The sequence below is a fragment of the Parabacteroides sp. CAG:2 genome, assembly GCF_000436315.1.
Lineage (GTDB): Bacteria > Bacteroidota > Bacteroidia > Bacteroidales > Tannerellaceae > Parabacteroides > Parabacteroides distasonis.
In genome coordinates this window covers 38646-53704 of the sequence record NZ_FR885284.1, presented here as the reverse complement: position 1 = coordinate 53704, position 15059 = coordinate 38646, and the positions used below count along the sequence as shown (strand labels likewise).

General features: G+C 44.8%; 10 protein-coding genes. 2 read left to right on the top strand and 8 right to left on the bottom strand.

Annotated features, from left to right (window positions below):
- Positions 1 to 81: 81 nt before the first annotated feature.
- From QVP94_RS07415 to rpsO, 4 genes are all read right to left on the bottom strand, one after another.
- The gene (locus QVP94_RS07415; protein ID WP_005860794.1) at positions 82 to 900 is read right to left on the bottom strand and encodes a helix-turn-helix domain-containing protein; all 819 of its coding nucleotides are present in this window, start codon (positions 898 to 900) and stop codon (positions 82 to 84) included.
- A gap of 86 nt (positions 901 to 986) precedes the next feature.
- Positions 987 to 2636 carry an AMP-binding protein gene (locus QVP94_RS07410; RefSeq protein WP_005860796.1) on the bottom strand — a complete coding sequence of 550 codons (1650 nt, stop codon included), beginning with the start codon at positions 2634 to 2636 and terminating at the stop codon, positions 987 to 989.
- 12 nt (positions 2637 to 2648) lie between these two features.
- Entirely contained in the window at positions 2649 to 3230 is a 582-nt protein-coding gene (locus QVP94_RS07405) for a helix-turn-helix domain-containing protein (protein WP_005860798.1), read from the bottom strand.
- Positions 3231 to 3389: 159 nt separating this feature from the next.
- Complete coding sequence (gene rpsO, locus QVP94_RS07400) at positions 3390 to 3659, bottom strand: 30S ribosomal protein S15 (protein ID WP_005860800.1); 270 nt, start codon at positions 3657 to 3659, stop codon at positions 3390 to 3392.
- A gap of 170 nt (positions 3660 to 3829) precedes the next feature.
- Here rpsO and typA point away from each other — a divergent pair, with 170 nt between their 5' ends.
- Complete coding sequence (typA, locus tag QVP94_RS07395; protein WP_005860802.1) at positions 3830 to 5626, top strand: translational GTPase TypA; 1797 nt, start codon at positions 3830 to 3832, stop codon at positions 5624 to 5626.
- A 105-nt stretch (positions 5627 to 5731) separates the two neighbouring features.
- Here the strand turns inward: typA and QVP94_RS07390 are convergent, their stop codons facing one another.
- The 3 genes from QVP94_RS07390 to QVP94_RS07380 all read right to left on the bottom strand — a co-directional run bounded on the left by QVP94_RS07390 (position 5732) and on the right by QVP94_RS07380 (position 11902).
- Positions 5732 to 7486: an LruC domain-containing protein gene (locus tag QVP94_RS07390; RefSeq protein WP_005860804.1), complete on the bottom strand. Its 1755-nt coding sequence runs from the start codon at positions 7484 to 7486 to the stop codon at positions 5732 to 5734.
- 209 nt (positions 7487 to 7695) lie between these two features.
- Positions 7696 to 9387, bottom strand: coding sequence for a tetratricopeptide repeat protein (locus tag QVP94_RS07385; protein ID WP_022192281.1), 1692 nt, complete (start codon positions 9385 to 9387; stop codon positions 7696 to 7698).
- Positions 9388 to 9652: 265 nt separating this feature from the next.
- Positions 9653 to 11902 carry a trypsin-like peptidase domain-containing protein gene (locus tag QVP94_RS07380; protein ID WP_022192280.1) on the bottom strand — a complete coding sequence of 750 codons (2250 nt, stop codon included), beginning with the start codon at positions 11900 to 11902 and terminating at the stop codon, positions 9653 to 9655.
- A 125-nt stretch (positions 11903 to 12027) separates the two neighbouring features.
- Between QVP94_RS07380 and QVP94_RS07375 the strand changes: the two genes are divergently transcribed.
- Positions 12028 to 13656, top strand: a complete 1629-nt coding sequence (locus tag QVP94_RS07375) for a fumarate hydratase (RefSeq protein WP_005860810.1) — start codon at positions 12028 to 12030, stop codon at positions 13654 to 13656.
- An 89-nt stretch (positions 13657 to 13745) separates the two neighbouring features.
- Here QVP94_RS07375 and QVP94_RS07370 read toward each other — a convergent pair whose 3' ends face one another.
- A complete protein-coding gene (locus tag QVP94_RS07370) occupies positions 13746 to 14945 on the bottom strand; it encodes an ATP-binding protein (protein ID WP_029257263.1) in 1200 nt (399 codons plus the stop codon).
- Positions 14946 to 15059 lie beyond the last annotated feature (114 nt).

Here is a 15059-nt window from a genome sequence, read left to right as displayed (position 1 = left end):
TGTCGCGAAGATAAGGAGGGAGTGGTATAGAGGCTTTGTTATGTGGTTCAAATAGCTTTGTTGTGTGGGCCATTATAAATATTATATATCCTCGGTTGGCGGTACGCCATACGCTATCTTATAGATTTTCGAGAAATGGGAAAGGTTCTTGAAGCCTACCTCGAAACAAATCTCCGAGACCTTACGTCCCCCCTTACGTATCAGCCCATGTGCGGCTTCAAGGCGGCGTCGGATGAGCCATTCCCGGGGCGAGAGAGCGCTACATTTCTTGAAATCACGTTTAAATGTGGAGAGACTGCGTCCCGTATAGTTGGCGATTTCTTCCATGGAAATATCGTTCATATAATTCCGCTCCATAAATTCCAGTATGTCTATCTTCCATGGATCGGTAAAATCGAAGATAGAGGCATATAGATTCTTGTCGGTATTGAGCAACACATAGACGCCCTCGACCATTTTTAGTTGAAGCAATTCGTCTGTCGGTTGGATCTTGGAATTGAAATAAGGGGTCATCGACTCAAACAAGCTTACGATATCGGGACGGTTGGACGGTAGCTTGTAAAGGCTTACCTGATCTCGCTTGGCGTCTTTAGGGAGAGTATTTCGATCTAATTTGCTGTAAAAGTCGCGTAGGAACTTCATGGTGAACATCAAGAAGATCGCCTTGAACTGCTCGCCATTCCATGCTTGTTTCGTCATCTGTACGCTGAAGTCCTTGCGGATGAAAGCGCATTCTCCTTTATGTAACCGGGTGATTTGGCCTTTCTCGTCGATTACCATCTCTCCGGAGTATACATACACCAACACATGCGAATGATTCCGGTGCAGGCAGCTCTTTCCGCCATCGAAATACATCGCTAAAAATAAATCCGAGTAACGCAGTGTGTTGATCCCGTCCATCGTTCTTTAGGAAAATGGGCGACACGGGAAGATCGTGCCGCCCATTATGAGGATTTTAAAGTAACTGTTAACTGTCCACTAAATCGTTAGGCCGGCGTGATACCTTGCTCTTGCAATAGTTTCAGCCCGAGGTCTTTCAACTTGAACTTCTGTATCTTTCCGCTTCCGGTCATCGGGAAGGTATCGACGAAGAAGATGTATTTCGGGATCTTATGCCGGGCGATCTTTCCGCGGCAGAAGTCTTTCACCTCTTCCTCCGTAGCCGTCACACCATCGTGAAGGATGATAAAGGCACCCACTTCCTCTCCATATTTCTTGGAAGGAACAGCAGCTACTTGCACGTCTTTCACGCCGGGGAAATGATAGAGGAACTCCTCCAGCTCACGGGGATAGATATTCTCGCCCCCGCGGATAATCATGTCCTTGATACGGCCGGTGATCCGATAGTTGCCGTTCTCGTCTTTCACGCCTAAGTCGCCGGAATGCAGGAAGCCATCCTTGTCGATCGCCTCATTGGTGGCGGCTTCGTTTTTATAGTAACCTTTCATGTTATTATAACCGCGGTTACACATCTCGCCCTGTACACCGACGGGGCATTCCTCGCCAGTCTCCGGATCGATAACCCGTACCTCGGTAAATTCGAACTCATGGCCTACGGTATTATAACGCACCTCGGCCGGATCTTCGATACGGGAGTGGGTCATACCCGGTGAGGTCTCTGTCAATCCATACACGCTGGTTACACGCATATGCATCTTCTCGTCCACGGTTTTCATGAGTTCAACCGGGCAAAGAGAACCTGCCATAATACCGGTACGTAACGACGTGAGGTCGAACATCTCGAACATCGGGTGGTTCAGCTCGGCAATGAACATGGTAGGCACGCCGTACACGGCCGTGCAACGCTCTTTATGTATAGAAGCTAATACCAATAGCGGATCGAATTTCTCGACCATCACTTGCGTACATCCATGCGTCAATACGTTCATGGAAGCTAATACCACACCAAAGCAATGAAAGAGAGGTACGCAGCAACAAAGCTTATCGTCGGCGGTGAATTTCATATGCTCACCCGTCAAGAAACCGTTGTTGGCGATGTTGTAGTGAGTCAACATGACCCCTTTCGGGAAGCCGGTCGTACCGGAAGTATATTGCATATTGACAACGTCGTGGCAATTTACTCTCGCTTTGGCAGCCTCTAACGTCTCATCCTTGATATTTTGTCCGAGGAGCAACATCTCGGGCGTATTGTACATACCCCTGTATTTCTCCTGTCCGATATATACTACATTTCTCAAGCGTGGGAAACGCTTGCTTTTCAAATACCCCCGTTGAGAGGTCTTCAATTCCGGCAACATGGTATAGACCATGTCCACGTAACTTCCATCAAACACGCCGTCTGTGATACACATCGTATGGATATCGGCGTTCTCAACCAGATATTCCAGTTCGCTTTGTTTATAGTTGGTGTTGATCGTGACCAGTACGGCACCGATCTTGGCTCCGGCATATAAGAAAGTCAGCCAATCCGGTACGTTTGTCGCCCATACGCCGACATGTGTGCCATGAGTGATACCGATCGCCAGCATGCCTTTCGCCATGTCGTCCACACGCTTGTTGAATTCGCTCCAAGTGAAACGTAAGTCACGGTCCGAATAAACGATATATTCCTTGTCCGGTGTAGTCTCGGCCCAATGTTCCAGCCATTGGCCAAGGGTTCTGTTATGTAATTCCATAAAACGCTGGATTTAATAAGGTGTATAGACAACTCCTAGGATTCGGGCCTTGTTGTCGGCTGCCGCATGTACATGATGCGCCACGATGGAATCATAATAGATGCTATCGCCTTCCTCTAGGATATAGGTGTTCTTTCCGTAATTGATCTCTACGACGCCATTCAATACGTAGATAAACTCCTCTCCCTCATGCGTGGACAGGATGAAATCCTCGCCTTCCTCGGAGGGAGCGATCTCGATCAAGAAGGGTTCCATATGGCGGCCGGACTTATCTTGCGAGAGCGAGTGGTAATCCATATGCTTGTGCCCTTGTGTCGCGTTGTTCGTGAACCCGATACCATCGGCCTCGCTGTCCTTTTTGCGGCATACGACCGGGCCTAGCTCCGCTTGGTCATCCAAGAATGTACCCAAACGTACCCCTAATACCCGTGCTATTTTGATAAGAGGGGCCAAAGATGGAAAATCCAAGTTACCCTCGATACGTTCGATCTGTTCGATACCTAACCCGGAGCGTTCGGCTACCTCCTCGATAGAGAGTTGTTTCGATTCCCGGATATTTTTAATTTTCGCGCCTATAATTTTGTTGTTTCCCATGTGTATGATTTGTTATTTATAGTCCTGTAATGTTTGATAATTTGATACTAAACGGCGCAAATTTACATTAATATTTTATTATATCTAGGATTAAGACAAATAAAAAGGGCAATACCCATTTGGGATTGCCCTTTTTAATATTTTCGAGTAAGCTTTTTCTTACTTTCTGATACCAAGTTCTTTGATGATAGCGCGGTATCTCTCGATGTCAGTCTTGATCAGATAGTCCAATAAACGACGACGTTTACCTACCAACATCTTCAATGATCTTTCCGTAGCGTAATCTTTGTGATTCACTTTCAAGTGCTCTGTCAAGTGAGAGATACGGAATGTGAACAATGCGATTTGGCTCTCAGCAGAACCTGTGTTAGTAGCTGATTTGCCATACTTTTCAAATAATTCTTGTTTCTTTGCTGAATCTAAATACATGATTCTTTTTACTTTAATAAATTAATACTATGTTATCTAAGCGGTCGCAAAGGTAGGCATTCCTTTTTGATTTGCAATAGATTCTGCTATCTTTTTTGTGTTTTGAAGCATGAATGTCATATATATATCGTAAAAATATCGTATTTTTGCAGCCAATAAATTAGTCTTCAATGCAAAAGATCAGAAACATTGCGATTATCGCGCACGTAGACCACGGCAAAACGACGCTCGTGGATAAGATGTTATTAGCCGGTAAGCTTTTCCGTGAAGGACAGGCAGAACCGGATCAGTTCATGGATAACAATGATCTGGAACGGGAACGAGGTATCACGATTCTTGCCAAGAACGTGTCTATCAATTATAAGGGATATAAGATCAATATTATTGACACTCCGGGCCACGCCGACTTTGGTGGCGAGGTGGAGCGTGTCTTGAATATGGCGGATGGTTGTTTGCTATTGGTAGACGCCTTTGAGGGGCCTATGCCGCAGACTCGTTTTGTTTTGCAAAAAGCGATTCAACTGGGTTTGAAGCCGATCGTGGTAATTAATAAGGTGGATAAGCCGAATTGCCGCCCGTCGGAAGTGCAGGAAATGGTATTCGACTTGATGTTTAGTCTGGATGCTACCGAGGAGCAGCTTGACTTCCCTACTATTTATGGTTCCGCCAAGCAGGGCTGGATGTCCGAGGATTGGAAGGAGCCGAAAGAGGATATCGCGGCTGTGCTTGATGCGATCATCAAGTATATCCCCGAACCAAAGATGTTGGAGGGTACTCCGCAGATGTTGATTACTTCTTTGGATTATTCTAAGTATGTAGGTCGTATCGCCGTAGGACGTGTACACCGTGGCGAGTTGAAAGAGGGCCAAGATGTCATGCTTTGTAAGCGTGATGGTAGTATGGTGAAATCGAGGATCAAGGAAGTGGATGTATTCGAGGGCTTGGGACGTACGAAAGTTGATTCCGTGCAGTCCGGGGATATTTGCGCTATTATCGGTATCGATGGTTTCGAGATCGGTGAGACTATCGCCGACGTGAACGAGCCGGAGCCATTGCCAACGATCGCTATCGACGAGCCTACGATGTCTATGCTTTTCACGATCAACAATTCTCCGTTCTTTGGTAAGGATGGTAAGTTTGTTACTTCCCGTCATATTTTTGACCGTTTGCAGAAAGAATTGGATAAGAACTTGGCTTTACGCGTAGTTCCTACTGATTCCGCTGATTCTTGGTTGGTATATGGCCGTGGCGTGCTTCACTTGTCTGTATTGATCGAGACGATGCGTCGTGAGGGATACGAGTTGCAGGTAGGTCAGCCTCAGGTTATCATCAAGGAGATCGATGGTGAGAAATGTGAGCCGGTAGAGCAATTGACGGTGAATCTTCCGGAGGAATGCTCTAGCCGTATTATCGATATGGTAACGAAGCGTAAGGGCGAGATGACCATGATGGAAAGCAAGAATGGTCGTATGCACTTAGAATTCACGATTCCTTCCCGTGGTATTATCGGTTTGAACAACGCCGTATTGACCGCCTCTGCCGGTGAGGCTATCATGGCACACCGTTTCTTGGAATATCAACCGTGGAAGGGTGATATCGAACGACGTATGAATGGTTCGATTATCGCTATGGAGACAGGTCAGGCTTTCGCTTATGCCCTGAATAACTTGCAATCCCGCGGACGTTTCTTCATCGCCCCGGGCGAGGAGGTTTACGCTGGACAGGTGGTTGGTGAGCATACCAAGGACAATGACTTGGTGGTAAATGTTACCAAATCCAAGAAGTTGACGAATATGCGTGCCTCTGGTTCGGACGACAAAGTTTCCTTGGCTCCTCCTATCGTATTCAGCCTAGAGGATGCGCTTGAGTACATCAAGGGCGATGAGTACGTAGAGATCACCCCGAATAATATGCGTATGCGTAAGATCATCTTGGATGAGACAGAGCGTAAGCGCCAAGGTAGATAATATATTCTTCTATTAATAGATACAAAAAACGGCGGGCCTTTAAAAAGCCCGCCGTTTTTTATATGATGTTAGGATTTTAGAGATCCTTCAATGAGTGTGTATCCTTCATTCTTTATTTTCCGGATCTTTCTTCTCTTCATCCGGAGTGGTAAATTGTATCACTAACGATTCATCTTTAGGAGTCTCATACCAATCTCCATGTGCCTTTCGGTAATCTTGGTCAAAATTATAAGCTTCGTCGATGCTTTTATTCTCTATACACCAACGGAAAGGTTGATTTTCCGAATAAGGAATATCCAATACATATGGGTATAGATCCGTATTCTTGACGTTTTTACTTACCGGTCCCTTCCCGTTATCAATGTAAGGCATGATCAGCTGAGTCGCACTATATGTTAATGTCTTTGTAATCCCACTTTCCGGTTCCTTGTCGAATTTTCTCACATTGACATATCCATTGACATCGGAGAAAAAGGGAGTTAGTCCATTGGCGTCCTTAAATCCAAATTGGTTGTGGAATGTACAGCCTTTAGCCAGTAACTGGGCATAAACATCTGCGGTACTCTTATCGGTATATGCTGTGATGCTATAATATATGACAGCGTCATTGAAATCGAAATCGCCTTGGTTTGGATAATTATCTTCGAACAAGAGGAATCCTTTCTTGTTCGTTTGCGATTCTATGACGGGAGGGGTTACCGGCTCTGCCGGCTCGATGGCAACGGGATTACTTTCGATTAGACAAAGCATATCGTTGTAGTCTCCATCATAGGCCCTATAGTTTGGGCAGCGATTTTCCATTCCCAGTACATTTCCTTCAAAATCACCTTCTTGAATGTGGTGAATGAAGCCGTTTGCTACGTTTTTCTCTATTTTGAAAGAGGAATTACCATATTTTAAGGTATGGCCTACGTAATTATGGGAGAATGTCCCATTATCTGGTACTTTATTGTTATCCGGCCCATTTAATGCCGGAGTGGAGAACTGTGGACGGTCTGTGCCTCGATATACGAAGCCGACGTTGAGCCCCTTGTCGAATCTTCCCAAGGGTATTCGGGTATATTCTCCTGCTTGGGCCTTTGGCTGTTCTTCTTTGGAGTAGAATATATAATTATCGCCTTGGTTGATCGTATTGAAGTCAGTGACTTGGATAGCACCATTAGTTTTTCCATAGAAGGTGCAGTCATCTAAAGTAAGGTTCTCCATCTTCTCGGAGGGATATGTATAGAACCAAATTTTACCATGCATATTACTGTTGCCTTTGGACATTCCTCCGTCGCTTATATAGGTTAGCCAAATATCCGCTTTCTCAAAGCTACTGGTAAAAACGGTTTCCGTGATTTTTAGATCAGAACATCTATATAAATCTTCGCTTTTCACATTGTATGACTTTTCCGGGAAGTATTTGTTATTGATCAGATGAAGGACTTCATCACTGATCGCATTTGTAGCCCGTAAACTGCTTTTGGTTCCGCTACCGATCGTGATATCCTTTACATCGCTCTCAATAAGTTCCCCATCCCCTCTTAGGATATAGAGTTTCTTTACGTGTGTAGGTACTTCCAGAGCCATATGGATCGGAGTTTTACCAATTAAATAAGGATCTTTGACTAAAGAGCCTTCCTCATAAGGATATTCATAATAAATAGAATATAGGGTCCCTTCATGCTGAGAAGATATGTTAACCTGTATGTTCTCGAAATTCTCGAACTGGGCTATGTAATCTTCTTCTTCTTTGGTAGGTTCTTGAGGATATACCGAGGGGTCTTCTCCTTGATAAATGTCATGCTTAACGCATGATTCCATAAGGAAGAGCAGACAAAATACCCACACCATTTGTTTCCAGATTTGTGATCTCATAATTTCTTTACCCTATTTGATTAATATTTACAACAACTTTATTGAATTTTGCAAATCTACGGATTTATTTTATAAAAAAGTCATTGATAATCAATATTTATTTTGAAGTGTTGCAATATTCTGAAATATAGGCTTGAGTGGGTGGAATATAAAAAAACCCCATCCAAAAGGATGAGGTCTTTTTCTTATTTAGAAAGAATATTTTCTAATTATTTTACTAAAGCTGAGAAGTCAGAGTTAGTCGCATATTTAGCGAACTCTAAGTCGATAGCAGCTTCCTTAGCCAAGCTCTTGTCAGCAGCGATAGCGGCCTTCAAGTTGCTTACTACACCGTTAGCGTCGTTTGTACGAGCAGCAACAACAGCCTTCAAGTAAGAGGTGATAGCATCAGGTTTAGCAACACCGTTCAAAGTCTGAGAAGCCTTGCTGTAATCCTTAACCAAGATCTGAGCCAAAGCAGCGTTGTTAGTCTTAACAGAACCGAAAGAGTTAACAGCCTTAGCATATTCGCCTTGCTCTAAGTAAAGAACGCCAAGAGCCTCGCTCAATTCGTTTACGCCGGCAGCGTTACCGAACAATTGTTGAGCCTTAGCTTGGTCACCCTTCGTTAATGCGATCAAACCTAAGTTCATGTTAGCGGAAGCGTTATTCTTAACAGAGTTAGACTTGTTAAACATTTGCTCAGCCTTAGCCAAATCACCAGCCTTGAATGCCATCATACCGATGTTGTTCCAAGTACGGTAGCAGTTAGGATACAATTCAGAAGCTTTTGTATAGATAGCCATCTTCTCACCGTCGTTGTTAGTCAATGTAGCGGCGTAAAGGATTTCCTCGATATTCAACTCAGAAGGATTGCTCTTAGCCAAAGCGCTGATCTCGTCGTCAGACTTACCGATGATCTCGATGTTAGCGGTCAAACGAGAACGACGTAATTGCGGAAGGATAGTCTCAGCCAAGTCAGAGTAAACAGCGGAGATATTCTTGATTTCTTTCTCTCTTGTCTCAGGATCTTGGTACATAGAGATCACACGCAATACTAAGTCTTTATCTTGCAAGTTAGAAGCAGAAACTAATTCCTTGAAGCCTTCCCAGTCTTGAGCTGTGTAACGAGCGTCAACCGGAGCGTCAACTTTCATCTTCTTCAATTCCTTGTTCAAATATTTAGAAGTGTTACCTTCACGATTCTCAGCCAACGTGTTGTTCAATTTGAAACCACCATCAGGAGAAGCGTAAGCGCTGATCTCGATAGCTACATTCTGGTTCGGAGCCTCGTCAGCGTTCTTAACAAGATCTTTCCATTCTTTGATAGCGTCAGAATTCAATTCTTGAGCGCGAAGGTTAGCTTGTTGGATCAAGAACATGATGTTAGCGTCATGAGCCTCTTTGATAATACGTTGGAATTTATCAGCTGCGATAGCTGCTGTAGCAGTAGCTGCGTCTGCCAATTCGGAAGTAGCGATAACGCCTTCACCGATCTTTACGTCCGGCAATTTAACAGTCTTGTTTTTGATCTTCGCGTCGAAAGTCAAATACAATTCTGATTTTTTCATCTCGGGTTTGTAAGTGAAAGAAGACTTCATAGTTACGTTAGCGCCTTCTTTTTGAGGGATTACTTGGTTGTTACCTTTTACTTTCTCACCTTGGTAAGTGTAAGAAGTGCCCCAAGCTTCGCCACCCTGGTAACGCAATACCGGAGTTACAGTTACAACAGCTTTCTTGTTGAACCATTTAGCGGGGAAAGTCGCATTGATCGTTACAGGAACTTTGCCTCCGATAGCCTCTAGCGGCTGCGGCTCTGCTTTAATGTACTGTTCTGCCAACGGTTTCAACTTGTTTGAACAAGAAGAAAGAGTTAAAATGGCTGCCAATACGAAGAATGGCAATAAAAACTTTTTGTTCATAATCTTGATGTAAGTTTAAAATGTTACTATGTTAATATATTCACTTCCAAATTATCCCTTAGCCATTATCGTGCAAAACTAAAGTATTTTTTTGTTATGGATAGCAAAGAAGCGATAAAATCTTTTTAATTAATACTTATTAATGAATCCTAGGCTTGTTTTATACATAAAATATGGGTAGAATTATTGAAAAAATATGGCTGTGTACCTCTTGCCATTCTTTTCAATGGATGGTTTCCCAGAACTCTTATTGTATATTTTTTGATTAAAATATAATCTTTTGTGTATAATGCTCCTCGCCATAATGCACGGTTAGAAAGTAGACTCCAGATGTTAATTTTAGGAAATGGAGTGTAGCTTGCCTGTCCGTGATCTCTCCGTTTTCCGACACTTTTCCTTGTGCCGAGTGCAATGTATAAGTCGCTTTCTCCATTCCATCCGGCAAAACAAGGTGTACCATGCCTTTCTCCGGACCGAGATGAATGAGTACCTGCTCGTTCGCCTCGAGCTTTTCGTTGCTGATGGGGTTACCGTATTGAATGACGGGATCGATAAACAAGGAGGTGCTAAAACCTGCTTGCGTATATTCGGTAGCTTGTCTCCAGCCGTTTTTATCATGAACCCAAGCCGTATTCCGGGTCGTTTTGCCTTTGGGCAAATTGTAAGCGGAGAAATACGTGTTCTCCGGGACGCTCTTGAGCTGATAGCCGATGTAGAACTTTCCGCTGACGTTCACGGGCTTGGAGAAATGGATATAACTTTCCTGTGACCGATTTAGGGATTTAGCGGTCTCAATAAACGTATCGTCCAATATCGATTTATTGCTATAGGTGGGTTGGAATGTCTCCGTATATAATAATGTAGAGGGCTTAGAGTCGCCGCTGTAAACGGTAACTTCCACTTCCATCTGTTTGTAATTCGCTCCGGCAGGCGGTGTTACGAAATAAGCTCCGTATAAGGTACCCGCTTCGGCTACTTGGTAAGCTTCCGCATATTCAGTGATATTGGCGGGGTTGTTCCCGAATAAATACGCTTTTTCAGACCCGGGATAGAGCGTACATTCGGCGTTTTCTTGATTACCGGAGTCATAGATGTTGCTCAACCGGAAACAAGGGGCTGATTTATACGGATCAAGTCCCTCACAAACCTTGGTCTCGTCATTGGACGGGTTCAGCCAATATTTGAGCTGTCTCTCGGGGGTATCGATTGCGTCCCATGGTTTCATCAAAGAGAAGAAGTAATCATCCTTCGGGCTATTCTCGCTGGACTGCCCGCCGGATAACGCTCCGATAATCTCTCCGTCGGCATTGAATAAAGGAGATCCGGAGGAACCGCTGGCCGTATAACCTACTTCCCAAGTCTTGACATGCCAATGAGCGTTCTTGTAAAAAATCATGTTTGGATCTGTCAAGGTAAAGGGAGCCAGATCCTCATCGGATATACTGATTCGCTTTACCGAGTATTGGGGATGTTGGATGCACGTATAGGGGGCAGGTCCTACCTCTTGTGCGTTCCAGCCCGCGTAATAAGGCCTGTAATAAACCGGAGGTGTGGCGGTAAGTTCCAACAAGGCCATGTCTGCCATTTCATTAACCGCCTTGAAGTAAGTGGATGCGGTAGACATCTCTTCCGTTCCCCTTAGGATCGGGTCGCAGAAAGGGCTGTTGAAGTTGAAAAAGCAGACGATACTTCCGGCTATTTTCTCATAATCGGGGTTTTTCATCGTGAATTGCTTGTTCAGGCAATGGGAGGCGGTGAGTAGATAAGGCTTTCCGTCATTGTCCGTATTATTTATCAGGGTGCCCGTGCACCCTACGCTTCCGTCTATGATCAGGAGAACGACGCTTTGCCCCCATTGGGCGTAATCGTTTGTCCCATCTTGATAGCAAGCTAACGGTGGAATTTTACCGATCAGTGAGGTGTTGTCTCCCGGTTCTAACCCCCGCAAGCTCCGGTAGCCATGGTTGACTTCCCCGACGGTCAGTCTTCCTTGAAAAGAGGCGTTAGCCGGTTCTTGATATTCTATGATCAGGCGATCCCCTTGGATAGGAGAGACCGGCAATAGGTTTAACTCCGAGTTGTTTAGGTGATTGAACGAGCCTAATATCTGTGTCTGGTCCTCATTATATAGGAAGAGCTGGGCGCCTTCGGGCAGTTCATATTCCGTGAAGAGCACGTTGATGGAAAGGGCCCCGGGCGAGTAGATCCCGAGTCTCCATACACGTGTCCCATCCGGCCCGGTGAAAGTTACGCCCGAGTTGTACCGATTGTAATCCGTTATGAATTTATAGGCAAAACGGAAACCGCTTCTTAGGTCGCTCTCATTCAGCGAGTCGATGCGTAACTCCTCTTGGACGTCGAACGGAGGCATTTCTTTAAACATCTGTCCGTTTGTACTTCGCATGAGCGATAGCGGAAGCGGGCGGCCTCCGTGGCTAACCTGCGCTTTCAGATTTCCTTGAAAACCGAGCATCGTTAGCAGGAATATAATGTATAAAGAGGTCAACTTTTTCATATCGGGCAAATATAACTATATTTCTTTACCCCATGATCTATATATCAAGTTTTTTCGCTAAGTTTGCCAATCGAAAAGTACGGACAAACTTAAATAAAACCAATATATAATTAAATTCTAAAGATATGGCAACACCTCCGTTTCACTACGAGCCGATGTTCCAAAAGGGACCGGACACAACAGAGTATTATTTGCTTACAAAAGATTATGTTTCCGTTTCTGAGTTTGAAGGAAAACCGATCTTGAAAGTCGCTAAAGAAGGTTTGACCGCTATGGCTAACGCCGCTTTCCGCGACGTATCATTCATGCTTCGCCGTTCTCACAACGAGCAGGTCGCAAAGATCCTAAGCGATCCGGAAGCTACGGACAACGATAAGTACGTGGCCTTGACATTCCTTCGCAACGCCGAGGTAGCGGCTAAAGGCGTACTTCCTTTCTGCCAAGATACCGGTACGGCTATTATCCACGGCGAGAAGGGCCAGCAGGTCTGGACCGGTTACTGTGATGAAGAAGCGCTTTCCTTAGGTGTTTACAAGACCTACACGGAAGAGAACCTTCGTTACTCCCAGAACGCTCCGCTGAATATGTACGATGAGGTAAATACGAAATGTAACTTGCCGGCCCAGATCGATATCGAGGCTACGGAAGGCATGGAGTATGAGTTCCTTTGCGTGACAAAAGGAGGTGGTTCCGCCAATAAGACTTATTTATACCAAGAGACAAAAGCGATCTTGAATCCGGGTACATTGGTTCCCTTCCTCGTAGAGAAGATCAAGACATTGGGTACGGCCGCTTGTCCTCCGTATCATATAGCGATCGTGATTGGCGGTACTTCCGCTGAGAAGAATTTATTGACGGTGAAGTTGGCTTCTACCCGTTTCTATGATAGCTTGCCTACGACCGGTAGCGAGGGTGGCCGTGCTTTCCGCGACGTGGAGTTGGAGAAAGAGGTATTGGCCGCCGCCCAGAATATTGGCTTGGGCGCTCAATTCGGTGGTAAATATCTGGCACATGATGTTCGCATCATCCGTTTGCCTCGCCATGGCGCTTCTTGCCCGGTAGGTTTGGGTGTAAGTTGCTCCGCGGACCGTAATATTAAATGTAAGATCAATAAGGAAGGTATCTGGATCGAGAAGTTGGATAGCCATCCCGGCGAATTGATTCCGGAGGAACTTCGTCAAGCGGGTGAGGGCGACGCTGTCAAGATCAACTTGAACCAACCGATGGCGGATATCTTGAAGGAATTGGATAAATATCCAGTATCTACTCGTTTGTCATTGAACGGAACGATCATCGTGGGCCGTGATATCGCTCACGCTAAGTTGAAGGAGCGTCTGGATCGTGGCGAGGATCTTCCCCAATACATCAAGGATCATCCTATTTATTACGCGGGCCCGGCTAAGACTCCGGCAGGTATGGCTTGTGGCTCTATGGGCCCGACGACCGCGGGTCGTATGGACTCATACGTTGACTTGTTCCAGAGCCATGGCGGTAGCATGATCATGTTGGCGAAGGGTAACCGTAGCCAGCAAGTTACGGACGCTTGTAAGAATCACGGCGGTTTCTACCTAGGATCTATCGGTGGCCCTGCGGCTATCCTGGCTCAGAACAATATCAAGAGCATCGAGTGCGTGGAATATCCGGAATTGGGTATGGAAGCGATCTGGAAGATCGAGGTAGAGAACTTCCCCGCATTTATCTTGGTAGATAACAAGGGTAATGACTTCTTCAAGCAGATCAAGCCTCGTTGCTGATTCCTTGATCGGTAAAGATAAATGAAAAGCGGTATCCGGCGGCAAGCTGGATACCGCTTTTTTCTAAAAAAAAAGTCGTACGTGTTTTTTTAATAGGTTAATCCCACGATCCACAGCGGTAGTTTCTTGCCGGTGGCGAACTCCATATTGTCAGCCAAGATGAAGGAATCGGGGAGATCCGCTATTTGCTTGAATGTTTTATCCGCTCCTCCTACCTCGAAGGTGTAGGCATGGTCTACGATAAAGTCACCTTTTGTTTTTCCATATTCCACGTTATGATTTACGGATAACTGGTTGACGACAAAAGTTTCCCTTGCCGTCCCGATCTGTACGGGAGCGGAAGCTATGGCGTACAATAGGTTGGGATTCTGTAGGTAAATCTTATCCGGTTTTTGCATCTTTTTGACAGATAGTAAATCCGAGTACAATAACTTGAGCAATTCCGCCTTGTCCAAATTCTGTAAGTAATTGATGACAGAGTTTCGGGAAAGTCCGATCATTCCCGCTAGTTTCGTGATGTCCAGCTCATAAGGAACAGAGGTAGCTAAGATACCCATCAAAGCCTTTAGCTTCCGTGTATAGGCAGGATCTACGCCACACAGCAACGGGAGTTCCTGCTCAATAATGAGATTGACCACATTCTCGATATTAATATAATAATCTTCTCTGTTACCCGTAAAAAAGGGGTAATACCCTTCGTGGAGATATTCGTTAAACATTTGTACGGGGCGACATTTCTCATTTATTTCCCGGCAAATGTTTCCTGGATTTTCCAGTATCGTTTGTAGGGAATAGACAGGTATATCAATTTGCTTATAGAACATGAGAAATTCCCGGAAGGAAAGTCCGTACATATTATATGGTAGGCAACGTCTGGAAAGATCGGCATCCGCATTCAATATATTCAATAGGGAAGAACCGCTAAAAACAATTCGTAGAGATGGATACAGGTCGTAGGCCTCTTTTATCTCTTTACTCCAAGTGGGATATTTATGTACTTCATCAAGGAATAATTGTTTTCCTCCTTGCAAATAGAACCGCTCAATCAGTTCAGATAGGGTGTGATTACTGAAATAGATGCTGTCGAGCGTGCAATAAAGTACCTCCCTGCTTCCCGGCTGGAAATTCAGTTTGATGTATTGCAACATGAGTGTTGTTTTTCCGACACCCCTTGATCCTCTGATGGCGATCAGAGGATTATCCCAGTGAATTTGGTTCATGAGTTCCCTTATGATATGGGTACTCGTTTGTGCCAGTAATCGTTCTTGTTTAATAAATAGACTATCCATACGCTGATTGAATGAATGACAAATATACGATTTATTCAAGATAGATAGCAAAAAGTACATGGATTTGTTAAGGGCAAAAAGCAAATCTGGTGTTTTTTTGTTAAGAGTAAAAAG